This is a genomic window from Alcaligenes faecalis, assembly GCF_009497775.1.
Classification (GTDB): domain Bacteria; phylum Pseudomonadota; class Gammaproteobacteria; order Burkholderiales; family Burkholderiaceae_B; genus Alcaligenes; species Alcaligenes faecalis_D.
In genome coordinates, this window is sequence record NZ_CP031012.1 from 3,340,189 (window position 1) to 3,364,693 (window position 24,505).

General features: G+C 57.3%; 20 protein-coding genes and 1 tRNA gene. 5 read left to right on the forward strand and 16 right to left on the reverse strand.

From position 1 onward, the window contains the following. Nucleotides 1-166: 166 nt before the first annotated feature. The 4 genes from DUD43_RS15435 to DUD43_RS15450 form a co-directional block, all read right to left on the reverse strand. Nucleotides 167-790 carry an N-carbamoylsarcosine amidohydrolase gene (locus tag DUD43_RS15435; RefSeq protein ID WP_153230972.1) on the reverse strand — a complete coding sequence of 208 codons (624 nt, stop codon included), beginning with the start codon at nucleotides 788-790 and terminating at the stop codon, nucleotides 167-169. Continuing rightward, nucleotides 777-1,829, reverse strand: coding sequence for a 2,5-dihydroxypyridine 5,6-dioxygenase (locus DUD43_RS15440; protein ID WP_153230973.1), 1,053 nt, complete (start codon nucleotides 1,827-1,829; stop codon nucleotides 777-779). The genes DUD43_RS15435 and DUD43_RS15440 overlap by 14 nt, the downstream gene beginning before the upstream one ends. An 83-nt stretch (nucleotides 1,830-1,912) precedes the next feature. Next, entirely contained in the window at nucleotides 1,913-2,737 is an 825-nt protein-coding gene (locus DUD43_RS15445; protein WP_153230974.1) for an alpha/beta fold hydrolase, read from the reverse strand. Nucleotides 2,738-2,739: 2 nt separating this feature from the next. After that, a complete protein-coding gene (locus DUD43_RS15450) occupies nucleotides 2,740-3,711 on the reverse strand; it encodes an amidohydrolase family protein (RefSeq protein ID WP_042486206.1) in 972 nt (323 codons plus the stop codon). 290 nt (nucleotides 3,712-4,001) lie between these two features. On the opposite strand from DUD43_RS15450, the gene DUD43_RS15455 reads away from it, so the two are divergent. Beyond that, a complete protein-coding gene (locus tag DUD43_RS15455; protein ID WP_035275664.1) occupies nucleotides 4,002-4,562 on the forward strand; it encodes a MarR family winged helix-turn-helix transcriptional regulator in 561 nt (186 codons plus the stop codon). 15 nt (nucleotides 4,563-4,577) lie between these two features. Here DUD43_RS15455 and DUD43_RS15460 read toward each other — a convergent pair whose 3' ends face one another. Genes DUD43_RS15460 through DUD43_RS15475 form a run of 4 tightly spaced genes read right to left on the reverse strand, consistent with a single transcriptional unit; the run spans nucleotide 4,578 to nucleotide 9,519 of the window. Next, the gene (locus DUD43_RS15460) at nucleotides 4,578-5,345 is read right to left on the reverse strand and encodes an ABC transporter ATP-binding protein (protein WP_153230975.1); all 768 of its coding nucleotides are present in this window, start codon (nucleotides 5,343-5,345) and stop codon (nucleotides 4,578-4,580) included. Then, nucleotides 5,342-6,358, reverse strand: coding sequence for a FecCD family ABC transporter permease (locus DUD43_RS15465; RefSeq protein ID WP_153230976.1), 1,017 nt, complete (start codon nucleotides 6,356-6,358; stop codon nucleotides 5,342-5,344). Before DUD43_RS15465 ends, DUD43_RS15460 begins: the two co-directional genes overlap by 4 nt. Then, nucleotides 6,355-7,434 carry an ABC transporter substrate-binding protein gene (locus DUD43_RS15470; protein ID WP_153230977.1) on the reverse strand — a complete coding sequence of 360 codons (1,080 nt, stop codon included), beginning with the start codon at nucleotides 7,432-7,434 and terminating at the stop codon, nucleotides 6,355-6,357. Before DUD43_RS15470 ends, DUD43_RS15465 begins: the two co-directional genes overlap by 4 nt. Before the next feature lie 39 nt (nucleotides 7,435-7,473). Next, nucleotides 7,474-9,519, reverse strand: a complete 2,046-nt coding sequence (locus tag DUD43_RS15475) for a TonB-dependent receptor plug domain-containing protein (protein WP_153230978.1) — start codon at nucleotides 9,517-9,519, stop codon at nucleotides 7,474-7,476. 358 nt (nucleotides 9,520-9,877) lie between these two features. Here DUD43_RS15475 and DUD43_RS15480 point away from each other — a divergent pair, with 358 nt between their 5' ends. Then, entirely contained in the window at nucleotides 9,878-11,191 is a 1,314-nt protein-coding gene (locus DUD43_RS15480) for a short-chain fatty acid transporter (RefSeq protein ID WP_045929763.1), read from the forward strand. Nucleotides 11,192-11,519: 328 nt separating this feature from the next. Here the strand turns inward: DUD43_RS15480 and DUD43_RS15485 are convergent. From DUD43_RS15485 to DUD43_RS15510, 6 genes are all read right to left on the reverse strand, one after another. Next, nucleotides 11,520-11,594 (reverse strand) — tRNA-Val (locus DUD43_RS15485). 94 nt (nucleotides 11,595-11,688) lie between these two features. Continuing rightward, entirely contained in the window at nucleotides 11,689-12,414 is a 726-nt protein-coding gene (gene dnaQ / locus DUD43_RS15490) for a DNA polymerase III subunit epsilon (protein WP_153230979.1), read from the reverse strand. A gap of 86 nt (nucleotides 12,415-12,500) precedes the next feature. Next, entirely contained in the window at nucleotides 12,501-15,578 is a 3,078-nt protein-coding gene (locus tag DUD43_RS15495; RefSeq protein ID WP_153230980.1) for an efflux RND transporter permease subunit, read from the reverse strand. A 9-nt stretch (nucleotides 15,579-15,587) separates the two neighbouring features. Then, nucleotides 15,588-16,634 carry an efflux RND transporter periplasmic adaptor subunit gene (locus DUD43_RS15500; RefSeq protein ID WP_153230981.1) on the reverse strand — a complete coding sequence of 349 codons (1,047 nt, stop codon included), beginning with the start codon at nucleotides 16,632-16,634 and terminating at the stop codon, nucleotides 15,588-15,590. Nucleotides 16,635-16,733: 99 nt separating this feature from the next. Next, a complete protein-coding gene (gene rnhA, locus DUD43_RS15505; protein ID WP_042486244.1) occupies nucleotides 16,734-17,177 on the reverse strand; it encodes a ribonuclease HI in 444 nt (147 codons plus the stop codon). After that, the gene (locus DUD43_RS15510) at nucleotides 17,174-17,935 is read right to left on the reverse strand and encodes a class I SAM-dependent methyltransferase (protein WP_153230982.1); all 762 of its coding nucleotides are present in this window, start codon (nucleotides 17,933-17,935) and stop codon (nucleotides 17,174-17,176) included. Before DUD43_RS15510 ends, rnhA begins: the two co-directional genes overlap by 4 nt. Nucleotides 17,936-17,958: 23 nt before the next feature. Between DUD43_RS15510 and gloB the strand changes: the two genes are divergently transcribed. The 3 genes from gloB to fabI are packed head-to-tail and all read left to right on the forward strand — an operon-like array spanning nucleotide 17,959 to nucleotide 21,007. Then, a complete protein-coding gene (gene gloB, locus DUD43_RS15515) occupies nucleotides 17,959-18,768 on the forward strand; it encodes a hydroxyacylglutathione hydrolase (protein WP_416202952.1) in 810 nt (269 codons plus the stop codon). Between the two features lie 10 nt (nucleotides 18,769-18,778). Next, nucleotides 18,779-20,188 (forward strand): transglycosylase SLT domain-containing protein, encoded by a 1,410-nt coding sequence (locus tag DUD43_RS15520; protein ID WP_194273405.1) that lies wholly within the window; start codon nucleotides 18,779-18,781, stop codon nucleotides 20,186-20,188. 33 nt (nucleotides 20,189-20,221) lie between these two features. Continuing rightward, nucleotides 20,222-21,007, forward strand: a complete 786-nt coding sequence (fabI, locus tag DUD43_RS15525; protein ID WP_153230985.1) for an enoyl-ACP reductase FabI — start codon at nucleotides 20,222-20,224, stop codon at nucleotides 21,005-21,007. Nucleotides 21,008-21,201: 194 nt separating this feature from the next. On the opposite strand, the gene DUD43_RS15530 is transcribed toward fabI, so the two are convergent. Together DUD43_RS15530 and DUD43_RS15535 are read right to left on the reverse strand one after the other, a co-directional pair. Next, the gene (locus DUD43_RS15530) at nucleotides 21,202-22,542 is read right to left on the reverse strand and encodes a sigma-54-dependent transcriptional regulator (protein WP_153230986.1); all 1,341 of its coding nucleotides are present in this window, start codon (nucleotides 22,540-22,542) and stop codon (nucleotides 21,202-21,204) included. Nucleotides 22,543-22,544: 2 nt separating this feature from the next. Beyond that, complete coding sequence (locus DUD43_RS15535) at nucleotides 22,545-24,401, reverse strand: sensor histidine kinase (protein ID WP_228125818.1); 1,857 nt, start codon at nucleotides 24,399-24,401, stop codon at nucleotides 22,545-22,547. Between the last annotated feature and the right edge of the window lie 104 nt (nucleotides 24,402-24,505).

Genomic DNA, 24,505 nt, shown 5'->3' on the forward strand with positions numbered 1-24,505 from the left:
ACAGGTCCGATAGCCTGCCCCCAAGCGGCAGACCACCGATACTCAATCACCAATCTGTAGAAACAGACCAGTTAAAAGACGACACAGGCTCCGTCAATCAAACTGCTAAAAAATGACGAAGCACATCGTTCTTCTCAAAGACTCAAAAGTTTAAAAACCCCGAGTCTTAAACTCCAATCAACTTCATCGCCTCTTCACGCGTTGCCACAGTGGCGTACTTCTGACGCATGTCGAACAGGTTAGCCTCGTGTGGCCCAATCGCACGGTCACCCACGCAATCAGATACCACCAAGGGGCGGAAACCCAGTTGCATTGCATCAACCACGCTGGAACGCACGCAACCGCTAGTGACGGCACCGGCGACCAGCAGTGTTTGCACACCACGTTGAGTCAGCCACGCGGCCAAGGGTGTACCAAAGAAAGCCGAAGGCACATTCTTGCGAACGATAAACTCACCGGGTGCAGGAGCCAGCTCCGGCACGATGTGGCTGTTGTGCGCGTCTTCGGTCAGACCCAACATGCCAGGGACTTTGATGCTGAAGATATTGTTATCAGCACCATCGTCCGCATACACGATGCGAGTGTGAGCCACCGGCCAGCCCTGTTCACGCGCCGTTGCCAGCAACTTCTGCGTGTTCTCGATCGCCTCGGGAATATTGCCACCGCCAAACACCGCCGGATCAGCAAAACCATTCACCAGATCAATAATCAACAAGCCATACGGAGCTTTAGGCTCCAACGTCGACCCAAACCCTTGTTGAGCGTAAACCGCCCCTTCATTCGTACTCACCAACGCCTCCGTCCAGTACTTTGCCGTCACGCACTACGGCGCGGCCATCCAGGCTGACCGTGCAATTGCGCAAGGGGATGTCGATGTGACACGCCGTCGTACGATTGCCGCCTGCCTCGTTATTCGGGCCCAGGGAGAACAGGAAGTTGCCTTCGAACGCACGAGCATCCATGCCAATGGTGTTCTCACGCGAGTACAGACCCAGCGTGGACCAATGACAACGCGGTTGCAGACCCCAGCCAATATGCGAGATAGCGTAGCCCTCTGGGTCATTGAAGGACTTCATGTATTCGTCCAGCAATTGCGCCTCAATGCCGCCTTCGATCTTCGTGGCATAACCATTCTCCACAGTCAGAATAATCTGCTCGGAGGAATACTTTTTCTGCGGCAGCAGGATGTCGCCCTTGTCGATCACGATGGTGCCGTTGGTGCCCAACTCGTTCGGCCAGGTCAGCACAAAACCGCTAGGCCAGTGATCCCAACGACCGGGCTCATCCACAAAGCCGTATTCACGAATCGCAGGAAACTCACCCAGCGGGCAACGCAGATTAGTGCCGGCAGGAGAGGTAATGCTCATTTCCTTGGCGGCCTTGATCAAAGCGGCGGCTGCGGTCACGCGTGCACGATCTGCTTCGGTTGGCACGGTGCGAACCAGAATTTCGGGTGGCTCCACGGCCAACAGAATCTTGGTACCCGTCTTCAGAATGTCGATCTGCTCGGGCGAGAACAACAAGGTCATCAGGTCCAGAACCAGATCGCTGGCTTTAAGCGCTGCAATCGCCGCCTCGTTACCAGTCAAAGGCGTCGTGCCCAGATAAGCCAAAGGATCCCGGCTCAGGGCCTTCTCTGCATTCACAGGCAACAGATCCAGACGGTTCACCACCGCGCCCATGGATTGCGCCGCAATCTGCGCACACTGCATGGTTTGCTGATTCGTCGTGGAGCTGGTCAGCAAGGTCACGGTTTGACCTGCTTGCAGCTTGGACAGGCGCAGAACCTCTTGCCATGCTTCGATAAGTTGATAATCACTCACTGCCATTTTGTCTCTCCTAGTGAGACACCTCGGCTTCAAACCGACATGCCTAATCACGACAGGGCCGCCGTGGCGGCCCCTACTCAACATCACACCAAGCGCTGGCCCAGGAAATCACCGAAGGCTTCGTAAAAGCCTGCTTCGTTATCCCAAGGAATCATGTGACCCGCATTGGGCACACGAACGTGCTGCACGCCAGCGGCCAGTTGCTGAATCTCGGCTACATCTTCATCGCGCACCACGTCGCCACGCTCGGCGGTCATCAGCAAGGCGGGGACTTTCAGATGCGGGAAGTCAACGTGGATATCGTCAGTGTGGAAGCCTTCGAAACTGGCCAGAATCGCAGGCTCGTGGCAGGTGTGCAGCCACTGGGCACGCAACTGCAGTTGCTCTTCGGTCCAAGTCGGGCAGAACGCGCGCATGTCTTCAGCGGTACAACCCTTGCGAGCCATCGCCATGGAGTCCACATACCAAGGCAACTTGGAAGGATAGGCACGACGATCTGGGCCGGACACTGGCGGATCAACCATGACCAGACGGTTCAGGCCATCGCTGTTCTTGTGAGCCGCACGCAAACCAATGCGCGCACCCATGGAGTGGCCGACCACGATGTAGTCTTTCAAACCCAAGGCTTGAGCCAGTGCGATCAAGTCATCCGCCTGCGCATCCAGGCTGTAATCCATGCCTTCAGCTGCTTCACTCAAACCACGACCACGCACGTCCTGAATGTAGGTATCGAAGTGCTTGCCGAACTGCTCGCCCACAAAACCCCAGGTCACCGCCGGGCTGGTAATACCGGGAACGATGATGACGGCAGGGCGCTGATCGCGCCCACCGACGGAACCACCAAAACGCAGGTAATGCTGACGAATGCCATTAGCGTGCACATGAGCGCCGTACAAAAATGTGCTCATGCTCAGCTCCGGTCCAGCTTGAACAGACGGGCAGCGTTGCCGTAGCACACCAACTCGCGTGTCTTGTCATCCATAGGCGCTGCTTCGATGAAATCTGCCGCCAGCTCAGTGGATTCGTAAGGGTAGTCCACCGAGAACAGCACGGCTTCAGCACCCATTTCACCAATCGCACCCATCAAGGTCGGGGCGGAACAGACACCTGATGTGGTGATCAGAATATTGCTGCCGATGTACTCGGATGGCTTGCGCTTCAAGGTGACACCGTGCGGGTAGACCGCAAAACGGCTGTCGTAGCGCCAGCGCTGGAATGGTAGGCCTTCGCCCATATGGCCCAACACCAGCTTCACGTCCGGACAACGATCAAACACACCACCGAACAACATGCGCAGCGCGTGGGTGCCGGTTTCTACACCCCAGCCCCAGGTCGCGCCCATCAGCTCCGGGTGGCCCGTGTAAGCGTGTGGCATTTCGTAGGCGTCGAACGGATGCAGATAAAACGGCACATCCAGCTTCTGCACGGTTTCCCAGAAGGCATCATATTCGCGGCCGTCGTAGTACACGCCATGCGTGTGACCGTTAACCAACGCGCCCTTCAAGCCCAGATCCTGCACCGCGCGCGTCAGTTCTTGTGCTGCGGCAGCCGGGTCCTGCATGGGCAAAGTGGCAAAGCCGCCCAGGCGATCGGGATGGCGGGCAATTTGCTGCGCCAGGAAATCATTGTTCTGACGTGAACGCTCGATAGCGACGGACACATCCTTTTCCACCTGTACCCCAGGGCCGGTCTGCGACAGCACGACGTACTCGATACCGGCACGATCCATCACCTCCAGACGCTGCGCGTCGAAGTCATGCAAACGAGCCATCAGTTCACGCGCGTCGGCACTGTCAATATGTTTGACAAAGGCCTTGGAATAATCCTCAAAGCCAACGGCGTTGAAGTGCTCCTCCAGTGCTATTTTTTTAATACGTTTCACCGTAAATTTTCCCTAAATTATTGATTTACATAAGGTCAATCGTTTGACCCCCCAACAATATCTATCAGTATGCTGATTATTATTGTTTTCAGCAAGTCGGGAAATCACATATACTTTGGGGCGTGGACAGCGCCTGTAGACAAGACTACAAATCAGAAATCGGGGCTTCTGTTCACGTTAGCGTAGCCCTGCTTTCCTTGTAGACGCCGACCTTGCAGCCGTACCCTTTGCAGGTCGTCCCGCTTTCAGTGTGCTGCCTTTTTGGCAACAGGCTGAAAGCCACTCAATCGATGACTGACTTATCCATGAAGAATCACGCCGAGCTAAAGCAAGAAGAACGACTGGAAGCCGACGAGGCCGAAATCCTGGGTCCAGTGGAAGAAGAAAATGCCGAGCTGTATCGACGCAAACTGTGGTCCCGGCCTGGTTTTCTGGTTCGCCGTCTTAACCAGATTCACTACGCCATGTTTTACGAGGAGTGCAAAAGTGACCTCACCCCTGTCCAGCACGGTGTCCTGTCCGTGTTGATGGGTTCACCCTGGTTGGATCAAACCACGATCGGCTACGAGCTGGGGCTGGATCGCACCACCTCGGCCGATGTCATCCGCAGGCTGGAGGAAAAGGGGTTGCTGGGGCGTCGTATCAACCCCGAAGACCGCCGCTCTCGCCAGACCTACATCACCGAAGCAGGACTGGCGGCGATGAAGGAGATCAGTACTGGCATGAACCGCGCCCAGGAACGACTGCTGGACCCACTGACCGCCAAGCAGCGTCAAACTTTTATGACCATGCTGACGCGCGTGGTGGAGCACAACAACCAATATGGTCGTGCTGCCCTGAAAAACATGTGAGAAGCTCGGGGGGCCTCAGGCCCCTCGCGCATACCAATCCGGTAGTTCAAAGGCATGCGCTGGCAGTTGGTACAGCTGGCGCAAACTGGCCTGACTAAGCATGTCGCGGGGCTGTCCCTGCGCCAATATGCCCCCATCCCGGTACAAGATCACCCAGTCCGCCACGCGGGCCGCATGTTCGGGTTGATGCGTACACAAGAGCACACCCAAACCTTCCTGACGCAAGTGTGAGACCTGATCCAGCACGCGTAATTGATTCGCGAAGTCCAGGCTGGAGGCGGGTTCATCCATGATCAAGAACTGCGAACGCTGCGCCAAGGCACGTGCTATCACGCACAGCTGGCGCTCTCCACCGCTGATCTGATCAATACGTTTTTGAGCCAGTTGCCCTATGCCCAAACGCTCCAGGCAAACGCCTACCCATTGCCGATCTGCCGCACTCGGTTGGGTGTACCAGGCCAGCTCACTGGCGCAACCCAGCAAGACCCATTGCTCTACCGTAAAGGCAAAGGCCGACTCCTGCGCTTGCGGTACATAGGCCAGCTGTCTGGCCAGGGCACGCGCACTCCATTGCCCCAGGGGCTTGCCCTGCACCTTCACCTGCCCTTTTAAAGGCGGCTGCAGGCCCAACAAGGTGCGTAGCAAGGTGGACTTACCGCTGCCATTGGGTCCGAGCAAACAGACGACCTGCCCGGTCTGCACACGCAGATTCAAATTGCTGGCGACTTGCTTGCGCCCGTAGCCTACAGCCAGATCAATCGCTTCCAAGCCTTGTTCGCTCATCGCTGCCTCGCACCACGAGCCAGCAACAGCAAGAAGCCGGGAGCACCCACCAAGGCCGTCAGCACGCCCAAGGGCAATTCCAGCGTGCCTATGCTGCGTGCCAAGGTATCGGTTAACAAGAGAAAGGCGGCGCCCACCAACAAGCAGACGGGCAATAGACGGGAGAAGTCCGGGCCAACCAATAAACGGGCCGCGTGCGGGATCAACAAACCGACCCAACCAATAATGCCTGCCAGGGCCACGCACACCGCCGTCATCAAGGTCGCGCAAACGATCAGCAGGCAACGCAAGGCGGAGACGGGCATGCCCAGGGAGCGGGCCTCGTCATCTTGCAGCGCCAGGACATTGATACGCCAACGCAAGAGCCATACAGGGACGATGCACGCCAACACCATCATCGCGGCGGGCCAGACTTCGTAAGAGCGCACAGCACTTAACCCACCCAGCAACCAGAAGGTCATGGAAGGCAATTGGGAATATGGATCAGCCAGGATCTTGATCAGCGACAAGGCTGCACCCAGCAAGGTGCCAACCGCCATCCCGGCAAGAACCAGAATCAGAATGGGTGGATGATGGCGCAGCATGCGCGCCAGACTCAAGACAATGCCCACTGCCAGCAGGCCGCCCACAAAGGCTGCCATCTGTACGCCGAACAAGGAGAAATTCAAATAGATGGCCAGAATCGCCCCCAGGCCTGCGCCCGAGGACACGCCCAGAATATCGGGTGAAACCAGTGGATTGCGAAACATGGTTTGATACGCCGCGCCTGCGGTCGAGAGCGCCGCCCCCACCAGCAAAGCCGCTGCAATACGTGGCAGACGTAGATCCCAGACCACGCGCACGGCCTGATTCTGCCCCGCTTCCGGGTCGCTACCAAAACCGGCGGCCAAGGCACGCAGCACTTCTGTCCCGGACAAGGGATACGCCCCCTGCCCCAAGGCAAACACCACCAGTACGGCCAGAATCAGCCCCAGCAAAAGCAGCAATAGCCCGTAGGGCAAATTGGCTTTCATGCGCCTTGCTGCGAACCCAGCGGGTCCAGCCCTTGTACCAATCGCTTAACTTGCGCCTCGTCCAAGGACATGCCGTAAAAGGCCGAGTAAAACTCCTGCAGCTCTGCATACATACGTGGCATGGCCGCGCTGCCTTCCAACAAGGCATTCAGCCAGATCACACCGGCCAGACGATTGATTCCCGGCGGGCCATCCAGCCAACCAAAGGGCAAGGCAGGCACGCGATACAAGCGCCCTTCCTTCACCGCTTTGAGCTGATTCCACGGAGCCTGGGTACGGGCCAGTTCAAAGAAAGCATCATCCTGGGCAAACAGAATGTCCGGATCCCAGGCCAATAATTGTTCGTAGGAAATACGGCCCAGGCGATTATCGGTTTTCTCATCACCCATTACCGTCAGGCCGCAAAGCCGCAGCACCTCAGTATGAATGGATTGGCCCATGCCGGTTTCCAGACCATCGTTACCGCGTGCCAAATAGGCCTTCAAACCTTTGGCTCGGGGGCTGGCAGCCTGATGGGCGGTATCCAGAATAGCTTGTGCGCGCAAGGCCAATTGCTGGCCGCGCTCGGCCTGCCCCAGAATATGCCCCGCTTGGCGTAACTGCGCCGGGCTGTCGTTCAGGCGACCATCCAGCAAGACATAAGGCACGCCCGTCTGCTCCTGCACGGACTTGGCGGCTGACTCGTAATAGGGATTCACATCGCCTATATCCACCACCATATCGGGCTTTAGAGCCAGCAGGCTTTCCAGGGACAAGGTACTGCCCCGACCGGCCAGACGGCCAAGATACGGTAAGGAAAAACCAGCGGCCTCCATCATGCTGCGTGCAGCAGGAGCCAGCTGAAAAGGCCAACCTGACAGCGTGTGGGGTGCCAGGCAATACACCAGCACCGAAGCGGGCGGACCGGCTGCCACCACCCGCCCAACATGGGCCGGATCGGGCAATTTACCCGCCACGCTGATATGCAGATTGATCGGGGCGCTGGCTCCCGCCTGCTCAGGCCGAGCCAGCAAACGGGCATGAGGCGCCAAAGCCGGCAGTGCCGCCAAGGCACGCAATATGTCACGACGCTTCATCCCGCCCTTCCTCTTTTAACTGCCAATAACAGCACGGCTTTAGAAACGATAGCTTCCACCCACAAACCAGACACGTCCGGGCATGGGGTAGCCTTCTTTGTATTGGTACAACTTGTCGCCCAGGTTACGCACACCGGCTTCCAGGGTAATGTCCGAGTTGGGACGCCAGATACCCTTCAAGCCCAACAAGGCAAAGCCCGGTGTTTTTTCGTAGATCTGATCACCCTTGCTGTTGGCGTAGGAGTAGTAACGGCCACTTTCGGTTTCCACCGAACCCATTACTTCCCACTGCGCAGTGGGCTTCCAGCTCACGTGAGCAAACAGGCGGTGATTGGGTGTATCCACCAGTTTGACGTCTGGGTCAGACTGGTTGCGGCGATTCAAATACGTGTACGCCAGGCCTGCTGACCAATGAGCAGAAAACTCCTGCTGCAAGGACAGCTCCAGACCCATTTGCCGCGCCTTGCCGACGTTGGTGGCCTGATCACAAAAACCCACTGGACGGTACTTGTCACAACCAGGAGCCTGGATGACGGTGCTTTGAATCATGTCACGCACCTGGCTCAGGAACAGCGCCGATTCCAGCTGTGCGCCTTCCCAGGGTTGACCACGCAAGCCCAGTTCGTAATGAATGGCATGCTCGGGTTTCAGATCCGGGTTGGGTTGGGCGTAACCCATGCGGCTGGAGTAGCGATCTTTAATCGTGGGGAAGCGAGTCTTGTAGGCCACACTGCCGTAGACCTGCATGGCCTCGCTCCAGTCGTAACCCAGCTCCAGCAAGCCGTTGGTGGCATCGGTATCGCCGGTTTCAAAGTTGTGCGCTTCTTTGGCCTTGCGACGCTCGTGACTGGCACCCACACGCAACTGCCACAGCTCACCCAAGGCGATGCGGTCCTCAAACGCCAGAGACGTGGTCACATCCTTGTAGTGCTCGGTGCCCGATGACTTGGGGTCACGGTGCTGATCTTCCTTGTAGTGCAAGACGAAATGCAGCTCGTGATTGTCCAGGCTGGTGTTGACCCATTCCAGGGCAGCACCACGGGTGCGGTCCGTGTACTCGCTGGTCGGGCCAGTCAGAGTCGCGTATTGACCATCGCTATACATATCCAGACCGTTCTTGTACTTGTCTTCGTACACGCGGGTCTTGATGGTGTTGCTCTCGCCAATCTGGGTAGAGCTCAGAAAGTACAGGCTCTCCTTGTCCCAGTATGGCCAGCGCCAGTAACGTTGACCCAGCTTGGCATCGTTCACGCCGGTGTAAACCGGATTGTCTTTCTGACCTTTCTGGTTCACGTAGCCAATGACGTATTCATCCGTCGCATTGGGGGTGATACCCAGTTTGAAGGACGCTTTCTTGTCCATTTGCGAAGCATTGCTGCGCATGCCGCCGGTATCGGTAGGACGTGCTTTTTGATCTTCAAAGCCACGGCCCAAGGGGAAGGTACGCTCGCCCGACCAGGACAGGCCAGCTTGCAAGTACCAGGAGCCCTGGTTGGTGCCCACGTTCAAGGCACTGTAGCGTTGATCGCCCGTGGCGTAACCGGCGCGGAACTCGCCTTCAAACTCTTTGACGGGTTTACGGGTCACCAGGTTGATGGCACCACCCATAATATTGGGGCCATACAGTAAGGAAGCTGCCCCCTTGGCCACGCGAATCTCGCTCAGGTCCATGGTGGTGAAACGGGTAAAGTCCACATAGCCGTCATACGGCACGTACTGTGGAATACCGTCCAGGAACAAAGGCACCTGACGCGAATCGAAACCGCGCACATAGACCATTTGTTCGTTACGAGCACCGCCCGCCGAAACGGTCACGCCAGGTTGCACACTAACGGCGGCACCCACATCGCGCAAATCAAAAGCCTGCATTTCCTTCTGGCTGACGGCGCTCTCCCCCAACGGAGCCTCGCGATCCAGGTTGGATTGAACAACCACTTTGCCCAGCTGAAACACGCGGTCGTTGTTTTCCTGAGCCTGAGCCTGGCCAACTGCCAAGGCCCCCATCAAGCTCAAGACCACTGCGCGAGGCACAAAACAGACGGACTGATGACGCGCCGCGATAGCGCGTTTGGACTGATGTCTCATTCCACTTCCCTATTCGATCTTTCTAATTGATTTATGAACTGACACCACGCAGTGGTGCAAAAAAAAACGGGCCCCAGGGGGCCCGTAAATAGAACCCATCATCGAGCGATGAGTGATGGTTCTTTCGAAAACACCGCTATATAGTAGAGCATATAGCGAAGAACAACAACTAGCCAGAAACTTTAAGGTTCAGGTTTTCCCGTCTTCCCAATTTGCGGCTTCTCGCCAACAATACGGCTGTACTGAGCATTTACATCAAAATGCTGCCAGCAAGGTGCCCGCACAAACGAGCACCCAAACAATCCCAAGACATCAGGACCCGCGCAAATACTGGCGCAAATCCACAGGAGCACAATTTATGTTTAAAGCCATGACGCGCGGTTCGGTCCGCCTGGTTGAACGCTATCTACCCGATCCGTATATTTTCGTCATCCTGCTCACACTGATTGCCGGTATTGCGGCCATGGCGTTTGAGCAACGCTCTCCCATGGAGATCATCCAATATTGGGGTAACGGTTTTTGGGGCCTGCTGACCTTTGCCATGCAAATGCTGCTGGTCTTGCTGACCGGTCACATGCTGGCCAGCACACCGCTGGTAAAAAGCTGGTTGCGTGGCCTGGCCTCGCTAGCCCGTTCAGCCGGTTCGGCCATTATTCTGGTGACCCTGGTGTCGCTAGCAGCCAGCTGGATCAACTGGGGTTTCGGCCTGGTGGTCGGTGCCCTGTTCGCCAAAGAACTGGCCCGTCAGGTCCGTGTGGACTACCGCTTGCTGGTTGCCAGTGCCTACTCGGGCTTTCTGGTCTGGCACGGTGGCCTGGCCGGTTCTGTACCCCTGACCATTGCCACCTCGGGGCACTTTTCTGAAGACAAGATCGGCATTATCAGCACATCGGACACTATCTTTGCCTTCTTTAACCTGGCCATTGTGATCGCCCTGTTCATCCTGGTGCCGCTGATCAACCGCTTGATGCTGCCCAGCGACAAGGAAAGCATTTATGTCGATCCCAAGCTGCTGGAAGACACTCCAGACGATGTCAACCAAACCACCGATCGCCCCGCAGACCGTCTGGAAAACAGCCGTCTGATCTCGATTGTGATCGGTGTTGCTGGCCTGGCCTACCTGTTTGACTACTACGTGCTGCGCGGCGCTACCCTGAACCTGAACGTGATCAACTTCACCTTCCTGATTCTGGCCATCTTGCTGCACGGTACTCCCCGTCGTCTGCTGAAAAGTCTGGATGAAGCCATTCGCGGTGGAGCCGGGATTGTGATCCAGTTCCCCTTTTACGCCGGCATCATGGCCATCATGATCGACTCCGGTCTGGCCGCCAGCTTGTCCGAGTGGATGGTGTCCTTTGCCACGGCGACCACCCTGCCTTTCTGGACCTTCATGAGCGCCGGTCTGGTCAACATTTTTGTGCCCTCGGGCGGTGGCCAGTGGGCGGTACAAAGCCCGGTCGTGATCGCTGCTACTCAGGCTCTGGATGCTGATATGGCCCGCACCGCCATGGCCGTTGCCTGGGGTGATTCCTGGACCAATATGCTGCAACCTTTCTGGGCCTTGCCGGTATTGGCGATTGCCGGTCTGAAAGCCAAAGACATCATGGGCTTTTGCCTGATTCAGCTGATTGTCTCGGGTATCGTCATTTCGATTGGTTTGACCTGGTTGTAAGACACAGAGCGATGTCTTGAGCAGACATCGCGGCTTGCTTGCTGGTAAAAAAACGCCCCATGAATATTCATGGGGCGTTTTTCATTCCACGAACTGCTTCCTGCAATCAGCAATCAGCAATCAGCAATCAGCAATCAGCAATCAGCAATCAGCTGGAGGATAACTATTCTTTTTTGAGTTCCCCAAGACTTATATCCTTCTGCCGAAGGACGCTGCCTGCACAATTTAAGGTCGCCATCAACACAGTAGCCAAAATGAGAAGACGCGCAAAAACCGCCTAAAACAAAGGCAATGGAAAACAACTGGGGGGAAATAAGGAAGGTAGAGATGGTGGGCGGTACAAGGTTCGAACTTGTGACTTCCACCGTGTGAAGGTGGCACTCTACCACTGAGTTAACCGCCCGAAGCTTTCAAGAACTACAAAAGCTGCGAAGAAAAAGACTATAGCACGGCCCTGCTCTATTAACAAGATTTGGGCCGGCTATTTTCCTAAATAATTACTCTGCTGCGGGATTGAGCATCTCGCGCCACATCGGTGGCTTCTTGTTCTGCTTTTCCAGCAAATCCATGTATTTCTCGTGCTCGGCCTGATCCGCTTCGGACGCGCGCAGCACTTTCAGCACGCTGGTATCAAACTTGCCCAGGCTCAGATCGCTGCCGTCACCACCTTGGCCGTCGGACTCGTCAAAATCCATCAGCAAGGCGTCCTGGCCACGGGTCATGGCCAGCCAGACATCAGCCAGCAATTCCGAGTCCAGCAAAGCGCCGTGCAAGGTACGGTGAGAATTGGAAATGCCGTAGCGTTCGCACAAGGCATCCAGGGAGTTTCGTTTACCAGGGTGCATTTCCCGCGCCACCAGCAAGGAGTCGGTGATGCTGTCGCAATACTGCGAGAACGGTCCCTTCCCTACCTTTTGCAGCTCGGCATCCAGAAAGCGCGTGTCAAAGGAGGCGTTATGAATAATGACTTCCGCGCCCTGCACAAAATCCAGCACCTGATCCACCACGTCCTTGAAACGTGGATGGCCAGCCAGAAACTCCGTGGTCAAGCCGTGAATCGCCAAAGCCTCAGGGTCGGAATCCCGATCCGGGTTCAGATACAAGTGCAGGTGACGGCCCGTCAATTTACGGTTGAACAGCTCTACCCCACCCACTTCAACGATGCGGTGCCCCTCGCGTGGCTCCAGACCGGTGGTTTCAGTATCCAGAATAATTTGACGCATTCACTTTCCCTACAAATTCAATCACGGTCACGGCCTTCGACAAGGCAGCTGTATTGCCAGCTACCCTGGAGACCAGAACCACAGGTTTAGACAGAGGCCTCGGGCTTATCAATCAATTCCAGCTGCTTGTCCTGCCCCACTTTCTTGCCGGCAATCAGGGTGTAGGCCACGGGCACCACAAACAAGGTCAGCAAAGTACCCAGGGACAAACCGCCCACCAGCACCCAACCAATTTGCTGACGGGATTCGGCTCCCGCCCCGGAGGCATAGGCCAGCGGCAAGACCCCCAGCACCATGGCGCCAGTTGTCATCAAGATGGGGCGCAGGCGCATCTCGCAAGCACGCACCACGGCATTGTACAAACTGGCCCCAGCTTCGCGTTGCTGGGTGGCAAATTCCACAATAAGGATACCGTGCTTGGTAATCAGCCCCACCAGGGTAATCAAACCGATCTGACTATAGATGGACAAGGTCCCGCCCGACAGCCATAGGGCCAGCAAGGCCCCCGTCATGGACAAGGGTACGGACAGCATGATGATGAGCGGATTGCGCCAGCTTTCAAACTGCGCGGCCAGCACCAGATAAATAAAGGCCAGGGCCATCAGGAACACCAGATAGATGCTGCCCGAGGAATCCCGGAACTCGCGCGACTGGCCATCCAGGTCCGTCTGCACGGTTTCCGGCAAGGTTTTGCGAGCCACTTCATTCATGTGTTCCAGCACTTCACCCAAGGCATAACCGGGGGCTACCGAGGCCTCTACAATCACCGCCCGCAAGCGGTTGAAGTGGTTCAGCGATTGTGGCGATACGCTTTCGCGCACATTCAGGAAGTTGGAAGCCTGCACCATTCCACCGTCTTTGGTGCGCACGTATATATCCAGAATGTTTTGCGGGCTGGAACGGGCCTGCTTGTCCACCTGCACAATCACGTCGTACTGTTCACCGTCGCTCTTGTAACGGGTGACCTGACGCCCGCCCAACATAGACTCCAGAGTGCGGCCTACGGCTTCCACCGATACGCCGGTATCGGCCAGCTTGTCTCGGTCTACATCAATGCGGATTTCCGGTGTGTTCAAACGCAAGTCCGTGTCTACGTTCAGCAGCCCTGGATAATCTCTCAGCTCGGCCAGAAAACCGTCCACGATCTTGGCCAGCTCCGGATAGGGTGCCTGGCTCATGATGACAAACTCCACCGGCTTGGAAGTGGCACGCTGTCCCAGAGAGGGCGGATTAGTGGGGAAAGCACGCGCACCGGGAATAGCAGAGAAATGCGGTTGCAGTTCACGCGCAATGGATTGCTGGTTACGTGTGCGCTCCTCCCACGGCTTCAAGCGCAAAATCGCAAAGGAGTCAGTCACAGTAGGGAAACCAATGATGGACTGGTAACCCTCTGTCTCCGGTATGCCGCGATACAGCTCTTCCACCCGCTCCACATTGTGCAAGGTGTAGTCCAGCGTGGCCCCTTCGGGCGAATTCACAATCCCGAAAATCACACCCCGGTCTTCAATCGGAGCCAGTTCGCTTTTGATGACCGTAAACAGCAGGCCACTGGTCGCAGCAACGGCCACACCAATAAACAAGACCAGAAAACGCCAGCGCAAGGCGCGAATCAAGACTCGACGGTAACCCCGCGTCAACCAGACCAGGAAGTTCTCGATACCCTGGCTGATACGGCCCACTTTCGCGCCATGCGGACGCAACATGCGCGAGCACATCATGGGAGTCAGGGTCAGGGCCACGAAACCGGACACCAGCACGGCAGCGGCCAGGGTCAGGGCAAACTCGATGAATAATCGTCCGGTGCGACCTGTGGCGAAAGCCAGTGGTGCATACACCGCCACCAGGGTCAGCGTCATGGCAATCACGGCGAAGGCAATTTCACGCACGCCCAGGAAAGCGGCCTGCATGGCCGTCTTGCCCTCTTCGATATGGCGGTACACGTTCTCCAGCACCACAATCGCATCGTCCACCACCAGACCAATCGCCAGCACCATGGCCAGCAAAGTCAGCGTGTTGATGGAAAAGCCCAGCATGTACATGATGGCGAAGGCCCCGATCAGAGAGATCGGAATCGTCACAATGGGGATGATGCTGGCGCGGAAACTACGCAGGAAAAACACAATCACCAGGACCACCAGCAAGATGGCCTCGGCAATGGTGGTGTACACCGAATCAATGGATTTCTGAATGAAGATGGAGCTGTCATAAGACACGGCCAGCTTCATATTGCCCGGCAAGCTCTCGTTGATGCGTTCTACTTCCGCCCGCACGGACTTGGACAAATCCAGCGGGTTGGCGGTGGACTGCTTGGTCACACCAATATTCAAACTGTTTTGTCCGTTGAAACGGGCCAGGACCCGCTCTTCGGCAGGCCCGATACGCACGTCGGCAATATCGGAAATGCGCACCGGATAACCCGCTGCCTGACTGATGATGATGTTGCGAAACTCCTCGGGCGTTTCCAGGTCGGTGGAAGACACTACGGAGAACTCGCGCGCACCGGACTCGATACGGCCCGCCGGAATCAGCACGTTTTGTTTGCGCAGGGCATCTTCCACATCCTGCACCGTTAACTGGTACGCGCCCAGGCGGGTGCGGTCCAGGTCGATACGCATGGCGGGCAAGCGCTCGCCAAACACGCGCACCTCTGCGGCACCGGGCAAAACTGACAAGCGCGTTTTAATGTAGCGGTTGATGTAGTCCGAGGCCTCCAGCATGCTGTAGTCGCCGGTATCCACACCTACATAAATAATTGGGGTGGAGTCTGCCTCCACCTTATTAATGATGGGCTCGTCCACCTCGTCGGGCAAAAAGCGGCGGGCGCGCGAAACCTTGTCACGCACGTCTGCCGCGGCCGCATCGGGGGCCCGGTCCAGATTGAATTTGATGTTGATCAGGCTACGTTCGGAGCGGCTGCGTGACGTCATTACGTTCACGCCCTCAATCCCGGACAACTGGTCTTCCAAAGGTTTGGTGACCTGGGACTCGATCACCTCTGGTGAAGCCCCTTTATAGTTGGTGATGACGGACACCACCGGCTCATCAATGGCGGGGTATTCGCGTACGGTCAGGCGTTCATAGGAAATGAAACCGACCAGCACAATCACCAAAGACAGAACCGTGGCGAATACCGGGCGACGGATACATAAATCAGAGAGAACCATGATTCCGTCCTATTGCTGCGGCTGTGTTTGCACGTCGATCACTTCCTGAATATCGACCGGCACACCATCACGCACCTTTTGCAGCCCAGCCACCAGCACATTGTCACCCGCTTTCAGATCGCCTGTGACTTGCACCCAGCCTTGCTCGCGTACACCAACCTGCACCTGACGGCGCTCTGCCCGGCCGTCTTTCACAATATAGATGTACTGATCCTGCCCCGAAGGTGCCAAGGCGGTTTCGGGCACCATCAAGGCCTGGTAGCGCGACAGTTCAAGACGTACGCGGCTGAACAAACCGGGGCGCAGGGCACCATCTTCATTCGGCACCTGGGCCCGCAGCAAAATGGAACGGCCCGCCGTATCGACGGCTGGGCTGACAGCCAGTACGGAGCCATGGCGGGTTTCACCCAGGAAAGCGTCAAAACGCAACTCAACCGGCATACCGGCCTTCACATCGGCCAGATACTGTTCGGGGATACGGAAGTCCACGTTCAAGGTGGAAACCGCTTCCAGCTGCACCAGATCCGTGCCGGGTCCGACATAGTCGCCCACCGACACATTACGCAAGCCAGTCACGCCATCAAAAGGAGCACGGATACGGGTCTTGTCCAACTGCACGCGTGCCAATTGCACTTCGGCCTGCTGGACGGCCAAACGACTGCCGGATTCATCTTTGGCCTGTTGGCTGATAAAGCCCTGACGGCTCAACTCCGAAGAACGCTTGTGCTGGCTATTGGCCAGATTCAAATTTGCCTGCGCCTGATTCAATTGCGCCTGTGCCATGGCCGGGTCCAATTGAATCAGGAGCTGGCCTTTCTTGATGGGCTGACCTTCTTCAAAACTGATTGCGGAAATACGACCGCTGATCTCGGGGCGCAGGACGACCGACTCTCTGGCCACCAGGGTTCCCACTGCCGCCACATCACGAATCAACTCACTTTGCCGCACTGGCAGCACTTCCACTCGCGTGGCGTCAGACTGCGCCCAACTGGGGCTGCTACTGGCAAACAGCACAAGAAACAGAGAGAAAATCGTGGGGCGCAGCGTGGAAATCATGGGCGGCTTATCCTGACCGGCCAGGCCGGTAAAGCTGTCTGACAAAATATGACGGGTGGCTAATAGTACTATCAGCGGGCAGAGAATCTGCCCAAGATCTTATAACTGCCTGGCTATTTCCACCCCTTCATTGGCCAGCTGATCCGCACGCTCATTACCGGGATCGCCCGCGTGACCCCGTACCCATAGCCAGGTCAGCTCATGTTTGGCGGCCTGCTGCTCCAGCTCCTGCCACAGGTCGGCATTCTTGACGGGTTTTTTATCGGCAGTACGCCAGCCACGGGCTTTCCAGCCGGGCAGCCATTCGTTCATGCCTTTCTGTACGTACTGCGAATCGGTGTGCACCCGCACCTGACACGGGCGTTTCAAGGCTTTCAGAGCCTCTATCACGGCCATCAGTTCCATGCGGTTATTGGTGGTATCGGCCTCGCCACCACAAATGGCTTTTTCGCGCCCACCATGACGCAACAAGGCGCCCCAGCCACCTAACCCTGGGTTGCCCTTGCAGGCACCATCGGTCCAAATATCGACAACATCAGTCATGTCTTGCTAATTCCTTCATCGGCAGCGCGTCCAGCAACCACCATAGGCCGACGCACACGCCGACGGTTTTTCTTCCACTTGGGCCCGACCATACGCAAGGCAGGCGTGCGTTTGACGGCACTAATCATATAGACGGCCCCCGCAAAGCTCCACCAGCGCGCCCCGCTTTGCTCCATCCAGGACCAGCGATCCAGCCAGGACTGCTGGCGGCACAAAGGCGCATAACAGCCCATCTGCGTGCTTTGCACATCAAAGGACAAAAGCTTCAACCAGTCGCGCAAGCGCGAGGGGGACAGGACGTCGCCCGGCAAGGTGGGGATTCCCCGTTCCAGACCCGGAATCCAGTCGTGGGCACCCCACAAACTCAAAGGGTTAAAGCCCGTCAGGAGAATGCGCCCTTCTGGCACCAGCACGCGCTCGGCCTCTCGCAACACCTGGTGCGGGTCGCTGGCGCTTTCCAATGTATGGGGCAGGATCAAAAGATCGATGCTTTGCGTATCAAACGGCAAATGCTCGGGTTCGGCATAAACCAGGTTTTTTTGCTGGGCGGACAAGACACCCGCCTGGGCGGTACATACCCTGCAGGAGATCCGGCTCTGGGCCAGCAGGTCCCAATGCGGCAATCCAATTTGTATGGCATGATACCCGAAGGTGTTGACCACCTCCGCATCGATTCCGGCTTGCTCCCAGGCCCGCACATATCGCCCCGGCACGGTTTCCAACCACTGGGCAAATTGATCATTCAAAGTCTGCTCCACTGGCGCTCTCTCCCTCTACCATGATGAATGCATTTACCTGGCCTGTGCCAAGCGATGTTCGCCTGATTCCACTACCTGCCCTGAACGACAACTATATATGGGCTTTAAGTCGAAACGGTCACGCCCTGGTTGTGGACCCCGGTCAGGCCGCCCCGGTTCTGGATTGGCTGGAACGCGAGTCCTTACAACTGGATGCCATTTTACTGACACACCACCACGGTGACCACGTTGGAGGTGTCATGGATATCCTGGCCAGGCACCCGGCCCGCGTCTGGGGCCCGGCACACGAGCGTCTGCCCACCTGTGACGTGCGTGTCGGCCAGTCCGACAAGGTCGAATTACCCACGCTGGAACTGACGCTGGACGTGCTGGACATCCCCGGCCATACCGCCGGACACGTTGCGTACTTTGGTCAAAATGAGGTAAAACAGCCCTTTGTTTTCTGTGGTGATACCTTGTTTGCTGCTGGTTGCGGACGCCTCTTTGAAGGCACCCCGGCACAAATGACGGATTCCCTGGGCAAGTTGGCAAAACTGCCATCGGACACCCTGATCTGCTGTGCGCACGAATACACTTTATCCAATTTACGCTGGGCTCTACAGGTAGAGCCGGACAATCCCCAACTGCATGAACGTTGGGAACAGGATAATCTCAAGCGTCAGCAAAACTTGCCTACGGTGCCCTCCACCTTGAAAACAGAATTGGCTACCAATCCGTTTCTGCGTTGCGAGACGACTGCTGTTATCAAGGCTGCCGAGCACCATGCCGCCCGGTCCCTTAATAATCCTGTCGAGGTATTTGCCAGCCTGCGCGACTGGAAAAACAATTTCTGAAGATTCCGCAATGAACCTAATGAGACTTTTTGCGCTGCTATGCGCTTTCGTGCTGGCAGGCTGCGCCACAGGCCCCAAGGTCAGCCCTCAAAAAGCCGCCAAGACTTCCACCAGCATTGCCGCCGATACGTCTCGCACCATTGATCTGACCCACCCACCCAAAGACGCGTGGGACCGGATGCGCCGGGGTTTCTCCATCCCCAATCTGCATACCGATCTGGTTGATTACTGGACCAATTACTACGCTTCGCACCCCGAATCCATCCGTACCATGAGCCAGCGCGCCTCGCGCTATCTGTACCACATCATGGACGAGCTTGATGCCCGCGGTCTGCCTTCCGAACTGGCCTTGCTGCCTTTTGTGGAAAGTGCCTATAACCCCGTGGCTTACTCCCGCTCCCACGCCTCCGGCCTGTGGCAGTTCATCCCCAGCACCGGCACGCAATACAAGCTGGAGCAGAACTGGTGGGTAGACCAGCGCCGCGACCCGGTCGAGTCCACCCGCGCTGCTCTGGACTACCTGTCTTACTTGTACGAATTCCAGGGCGACTGGTATTTGGCTCTGGCTTCCTACAACTGGGGTGAGGGTTCGGTACGTCGTGCCATGGAGCGCAACGAACAGGCTGACCTGGACGTTGACTACCTATCGCTGAAGATGCCGGACGAAACACGCAATTACGTCCCCAAACTGCAAGCCATCAAGAATATCGTCGCCAACCCGGAGCGTTATGGCATCACCCTGCCTCCGGTCAGCAACACACCGTATTTCACCGCCGTGCGCAAGAACAAGGACATTGACGTAGCCCTTGCCGCTGAACTGGCTGAAATCTCCGTGGACGAATTCAAGGCCCTGAACGCCGCCCACAATCGCCCCACGATCCCCGCTGATCGCGGCACCTTGCTGCTGCCCGCCAACAAGGTAGATATTTTCAATGCAAATCTGGCGGCCTACCAAGGCAAGCTCAGCAACTGGAAAGCCTACCAATCCAAGCGTGGCGAAAGCTACCTGTCCATTGCCCAGCGCCACGGCATTACCTTGTCGCAGTTGCGCTCCATCAATGGTCTGGGCAGCAAGAGCACCAAGGCCGTCGCCCAGACGCTGCTGGTGCCCAGCACCACCCTGGGTGAAGGCAGCCTGCAACTGGCCTCCTTGACCAATACACCGGCCGCCCCCGTGGCCCAGACCGCCAGCCGTGCACGTGTGCAAACGGCCAGCGTCAACCGCAAGAATGACACTGTTGTTTTGCGTCGCGGCGCCAATGTGCGCACCCATACGGTTCGACAGGGCGATACACTCTACGCCTTGGCCAAACGGTACGACACTTCGGTGGCTGAACTGCGACGCCTGAACAATATCAAAGGCAACTCTCTTTCCAGGGGGACACGTTTGCGTGTTCCTGGTTCCAATATTCGTGGCTAAGTCCACCCACTAATTACATAAAGGATTTTCAGCATGGGTTTCCTGCAAGGAAAACGCATCCTGGTCACAGGCGTCCTCTCGAATCGCTCTATTGCTTACGGGATTGCGCAAGCATGTCGCCAACAAGGTGCTGATATTGCCCTGACTTATGTGGGCGAGCGTTTCAAGGAACGCGTAGAAGGCTTTGCCAAAGAACTGGGCACGGATATCGTGCTGCCCTGTGACGTGTCCGAAGACGATCAGATCGAACAAGCCATGGCCTCGCTGGGCGAGCGCTGGGACGGCCTGGACGGTCTGGTGCACTCCATTGGTTTTGCGCCTCGCGAAGCCATTGCAGGCAACTTCCTGGATGGCCTGTCGCGCGAATCGTTCCGCATTGCGCAAGACATCTCGGCCTACAGCTTCCCCGCACTGGCCAAGGCTGCCCTGCCCTTGCTCAAAGGCCGCAAGAGCTCGGTGCTGACCCTGACCTACCTGGGCGCTGAAAAAGCCATCCCCAACTACAACACCATGGGTGTCGCCAAGGCTGCTTTGGAAGCTTCCGTGCGTTACCTGGCTGTGGCTCTGGGCGAGTACGGCATTCGTGCCAACGCCATCTCGGCCGGTCCTATCAAGACTCTGGCTGCCAGCGGCATCAAGGACTTCTCCACCATTCTGAAATTCGTAGAGACGCACGCTCCCTTGCAGCGCAACGTCACCATCGAAGAAGTGGGCAATGTCGCCTCCTTCCTGATGTCCGAATTGGCCAGCGGTATCACGGGCGAAATCACGCACGTTGACGCCGGCTTTAACTGCATCGTCCCTGGCATGCAGGAATAAGGCTTCACGCCTTGTTGGGAATAAAAATAGCGGCCTTGGCCGCTATTTTTTATTGCCCAGGAACTTCCAGACAAAACCTGCGCAGCTTGCTGTGTGCAGCTGGAGATAGGATCCGAACAGGTCCTGCCCAAGTCAGGTAAATCCGGACACAAGCAAGTCAGGCAAGACAGACAGTCCTGTAAGGCTCTGGCGAATCAATCGCCCTGCGCCCCCTCTTCCACAAAGTCGCTGCGCAAAATGCCATGCCGCTGCAACTTGTCGTAAAAGGTTTTGCGCGGGATACGCAGATCCTGCAAGGTCGCCTTGATATCGCCACGATGGCGCGCCAGGGCCTGCCGTATCTGCTGCGACTCGAACTGCTCCATGCGGGCGGGCAGGCTCAAATCCTCGCTTTCCAGCTCCTTGATATCCGGATGCTGCACACCCAGCACCTCACGCTGCGCAAAGTGTGCCAGCTCGCGCACATTGCCCGGCCAGTGATGTGACTGCATATAGGCCAGACTGCGTGCATCGGGCATCTTTTGCGGCATGCCGTACTTCTTGGCAGCCAGCGCAGCAAAGTGGGCGAACAGCATGGGGATGTCCTCCTTGCGCTCCCGTAAAGGCGGCAGACGCAAGGTGACCACGTTCAGTCGGTAATACAAATCTGCGCGGAAATTCGCACGCTGAGCAGGGTCGGACAAATCCACCTTGCTGGCGGCAACTACGCGGATGTTCACCGGGTGCTCTTCGTTGGAGCCAAGGGGAGTCACGCAACGGGTTTCCAGCACCCGCAGCAGGCGCACCTGCGCAATCATGGGCATGCTTTCGATTTCATCCAGAAACAGCGTGCCCTGATGCGCATGTTCCACGCTGCCCACGCGTCTGCGCTGCGCGCCAGTGAAAGCCCCGGCTTCATGACCGAACAGCTCGCTTTCAATAATGGTTTCGGGCAAGGCACCGCAGTTCAGCGCCACAAAACGATGCTGGGCTCGAGCGCTCCAGCGGTGCAGCAACATGGCCACCACTTCCTTGCCTGTGCCGGTTTCCCCTTCCACCAGCACGTCCACATCGGACTGAGCCAGATGCCGCAAGGTGCTGCGCAAATTGACCATGACCTCTGAATTGCCCAAGAGCGCCGGGCCTTGGCCGTCCTCGTCCAGTTCCTCACGCAAGGCACGGTTTTGCAGAACCAGACTGCGCTGCATGGCGGCATGACGTATCACCGTCAGCAAGCGTTCGGCCTGATAGGGTTTGGTCAGAAAATCAAAGGCACCATCGTGCATGGCCTGCACGGCCATATCAATATCACCGTGGCCAGTAATCAGCACGACGGGCTGCTCGGGATCACGAGCATGCAAAGCTTGCATCAGCGCCAGACCATCCATGCCCGGCATGCGAATGTCCGTCACCACCACACCGGGATAATCCTTGGGCAAGCGGCTCAGGGCCTCCTGCCCGCTGGCACAGGCCACCACTTTCAGGCCCGCCAGTTCCAGACTTTGCACCACCGCGGCACGCAGGTCCGCATCATCATCGACAAATGCGACTTCCATTCTTATTTCTCTCCCTGGCCCAGCTCGCTATCGGCATTGCGCAGCACGATATGGAACGTGGCACCACCCAGGCGCGAAGGCCCTTCTTCCAAACGGCCACCCAGGGCCGCCACAATATCGTGCGAGATCACCAGCCCCAGGCCCACGCCTTGGCGGCGACTGGAGCTAAAGGGCGTAAACAGGCGCTGGCGGATTTCCGGACTCAGGCCGGGGCCGTTATCGGAAACCACAATGCGCACATGCTGCTGCTCGCTCATCACTTCAATACGAATGCGTCCCTGACGGCTCCCTTCCAGAGCATCAAGTGCATTACGCAGTAAATTCACCAGAACCTGTTCCAGACGTACCGGCAAAGCCCATACACGCACAGATTCGTTCACGCCTTCCAGCTCCAGATCTACACCTTGAGCCCGTGCCCTGTGCTCCAGCAACTGCCAGGCACTATCCACGGCCGAGCGTACGCGTACCGGGCCTTCCTGCTCCTGAGGCTTGCGGGCGTAATGACACAACTGAGAGGTGATGCTGCCGATGCGTTGGGTCAGCATCTGAATACGGGACAGGTTCTGCCGTGCTGTCTCCGTCTGGCCTTGATCCAGCAAACGCAAGGTGTTGTCGGCATAGACTTCAATCGCCGCCACAGGCTGGTTGATCTCGTGGGCCACGCCTGCCGTCACCTGCCCCAGAAAGGACAGTTTCTCGGCCTGCTCCAATTGCTCACGCAGATCACGTGCACGCGAACGGGCTTCTTGCAGGGCCTGCATCTCCTGCTCAAGACGACGACGCGCCACCTGCAACTGGGCGGTGCGGGACTCCACCGCTTCCTCCAGCGCATCGCGCAAGAGCTCCTGCCGCGCCTGCGCTTCCCGGCGCTGTTGGCTGCGTTGCAGCGCCAGAGCCGTCAACACCAGTGCCGCGCATAGCAGTCCCATCACCATCAGGCGGGATTGAAAAGCCTGCGTCTGCAAAGCGGCATCCATAGGAGCCATCGCGTGCAAAGTCCAGTCACTGCCTACTACCGGCTGCTGCACATGCAAGAAGCGTTCCTGCCCCAGTGTCCAGAAAGAGGCCCGCTCGCCTGAATCCGACATGCTCAAACCCACCGGCTCCAAGGGCTCGTCCCCAAACTGCTGGCTGGCCCGCAGCTTTGCCAATTGCTCCGGCGCGGCTTGATCCAGACTATGCAAACGCCAGCCCGGCTCCCCGCTTAGCAAAATCACGCCATTGGGATCGCTGACAAACATGCGATCACCATAGCCTTCCCACTCTTGCTCCAGCAGATCAAACACCAGCTTGATCACGACAACACCAACGGGCTTGCCATCCTGATCCTGCACCATGCGGGAGATATACAGACCCGCCTTGCCGCTGGAAGTCCCCAAGGCAAAGTATTCAGCGTGCCCTTGCTCCAGGGCTTTGGTGAAGTAAGGGCGGAAGCCGTAATGATTGCCTACAAAGCTGTCGGGCTCCTGCCAATTACTGGACACGAGCGTCTGCGAATGGATATCCAGCAAATACAGCACGGGAGCGCCCGTATCTTCGGCCAATTGCTCGAACTTGCGGTTCAAGGCCTCGGCATCGCCATAGGCGGGGTTGCCCATCAGGTATTGGCGCAGCGCCTCGTCCTGCGCCAGCGCAAAGGACAGGGTGCGGAATTTGTCGCGAATCGTCCTGATCCAGCCTGCATTACCGCGCATCAATGAATCAAGCCGCTGCTCGCTTTGTGTCAGCAGGCGAGCCGTACCCAAATCGGCCGAGCGCCAAAAGGCAAATAGCCCCAGCACCACGGCCAAGCCCAGCAGCAGCAACCATTCGAGCCTGAAGCGACGCTGCATGCTCGAAGAAACCGAAATGGAGTTCATGAAACCTGTGCGAAATATCGCCAAAAAATAGTAATCCCTGTGCGGATTTTCGCACACATATACAGATAGCGGGGAAGTCTCCAGCCCGCAAGCCGCTTATTTAC

What these genes read in the sequence shown, in the direction of transcription:
- DUD43_RS15440 (WP_153230973.1), bottom strand. Translation starts at nt 1,829, where the DNA reads ATGGCAGTGAGTGATTATCAACTTATCGAAGCATGGCAAGAGGTTCTG.
- DUD43_RS15445 (WP_153230974.1), bottom strand. Translation starts at nt 2,737, where the DNA reads ATGAGCACATTTTTGTACGGCGCTCATGTGCACGCTAATGGCATTCGT.
- DUD43_RS15455 (WP_035275664.1), top strand. Translation starts at nt 4,002, where the DNA reads ATGACTGACTTATCCATGAAGAATCACGCCGAGCTAAAGCAAGAAGAA.
- DUD43_RS15460 (WP_153230975.1), bottom strand. Translation starts at nt 5,345, where the DNA reads ATGAGCGAACAAGGCTTGGAAGCGATTGATCTGGCTGTAGGCTACGGG.
- DUD43_RS15465 (WP_153230976.1), bottom strand. Translation starts at nt 6,358, where the DNA reads ATGAAAGCCAATTTGCCCTACGGGCTATTGCTGCTTTTGCTGGGGCTG.
- DUD43_RS15470 (WP_153230977.1), bottom strand. Translation starts at nt 7,434, where the DNA reads ATGAAGCGTCGTGACATATTGCGTGCCTTGGCGGCACTGCCGGCTTTG.
- DUD43_RS15475 (WP_153230978.1), bottom strand. Translation starts at nt 9,519, where the DNA reads ATGAGACATCAGTCCAAACGCGCTATCGCGGCGCGTCATCAGTCCGTC.
- DUD43_RS15480 (WP_045929763.1), top strand. Translation starts at nt 9,878, where the DNA reads ATGTTTAAAGCCATGACGCGCGGTTCGGTCCGCCTGGTTGAACGCTAT.
- dnaQ (WP_153230979.1), bottom strand. Translation starts at nt 12,414, where the DNA reads ATGCGTCAAATTATTCTGGATACTGAAACCACCGGTCTGGAGCCACGC.
- DUD43_RS15495 (WP_153230980.1), bottom strand. Translation starts at nt 15,578, where the DNA reads ATGGTTCTCTCTGATTTATGTATCCGTCGCCCGGTATTCGCCACGGTT.
- DUD43_RS15500 (WP_153230981.1), bottom strand. Translation starts at nt 16,634, where the DNA reads ATGATTTCCACGCTGCGCCCCACGATTTTCTCTCTGTTTCTTGTGCTG.
- rnhA (WP_042486244.1), bottom strand. Translation starts at nt 17,177, where the DNA reads ATGACTGATGTTGTCGATATTTGGACCGATGGTGCCTGCAAGGGCAAC.
- gloB (WP_416202952.1), top strand. Translation starts at nt 17,959, where the DNA reads ATGAATGCATTTACCTGGCCTGTGCCAAGCGATGTTCGCCTGATTCCA.
- DUD43_RS15520 (WP_194273405.1), top strand. Translation starts at nt 18,779, where the DNA reads ATGAACCTAATGAGACTTTTTGCGCTGCTATGCGCTTTCGTGCTGGCA.
- fabI (WP_153230985.1), top strand. Translation starts at nt 20,222, where the DNA reads ATGGGTTTCCTGCAAGGAAAACGCATCCTGGTCACAGGCGTCCTCTCG.
- DUD43_RS15530 (WP_153230986.1), bottom strand. Translation starts at nt 22,542, where the DNA reads ATGGAAGTCGCATTTGTCGATGATGATGCGGACCTGCGTGCCGCGGTG.
- DUD43_RS15535 (WP_228125818.1), bottom strand. Translation starts at nt 24,401, where the DNA reads ATGAACTCCATTTCGGTTTCTTCGAGCATGCAGCGTCGCTTCAGGCTC.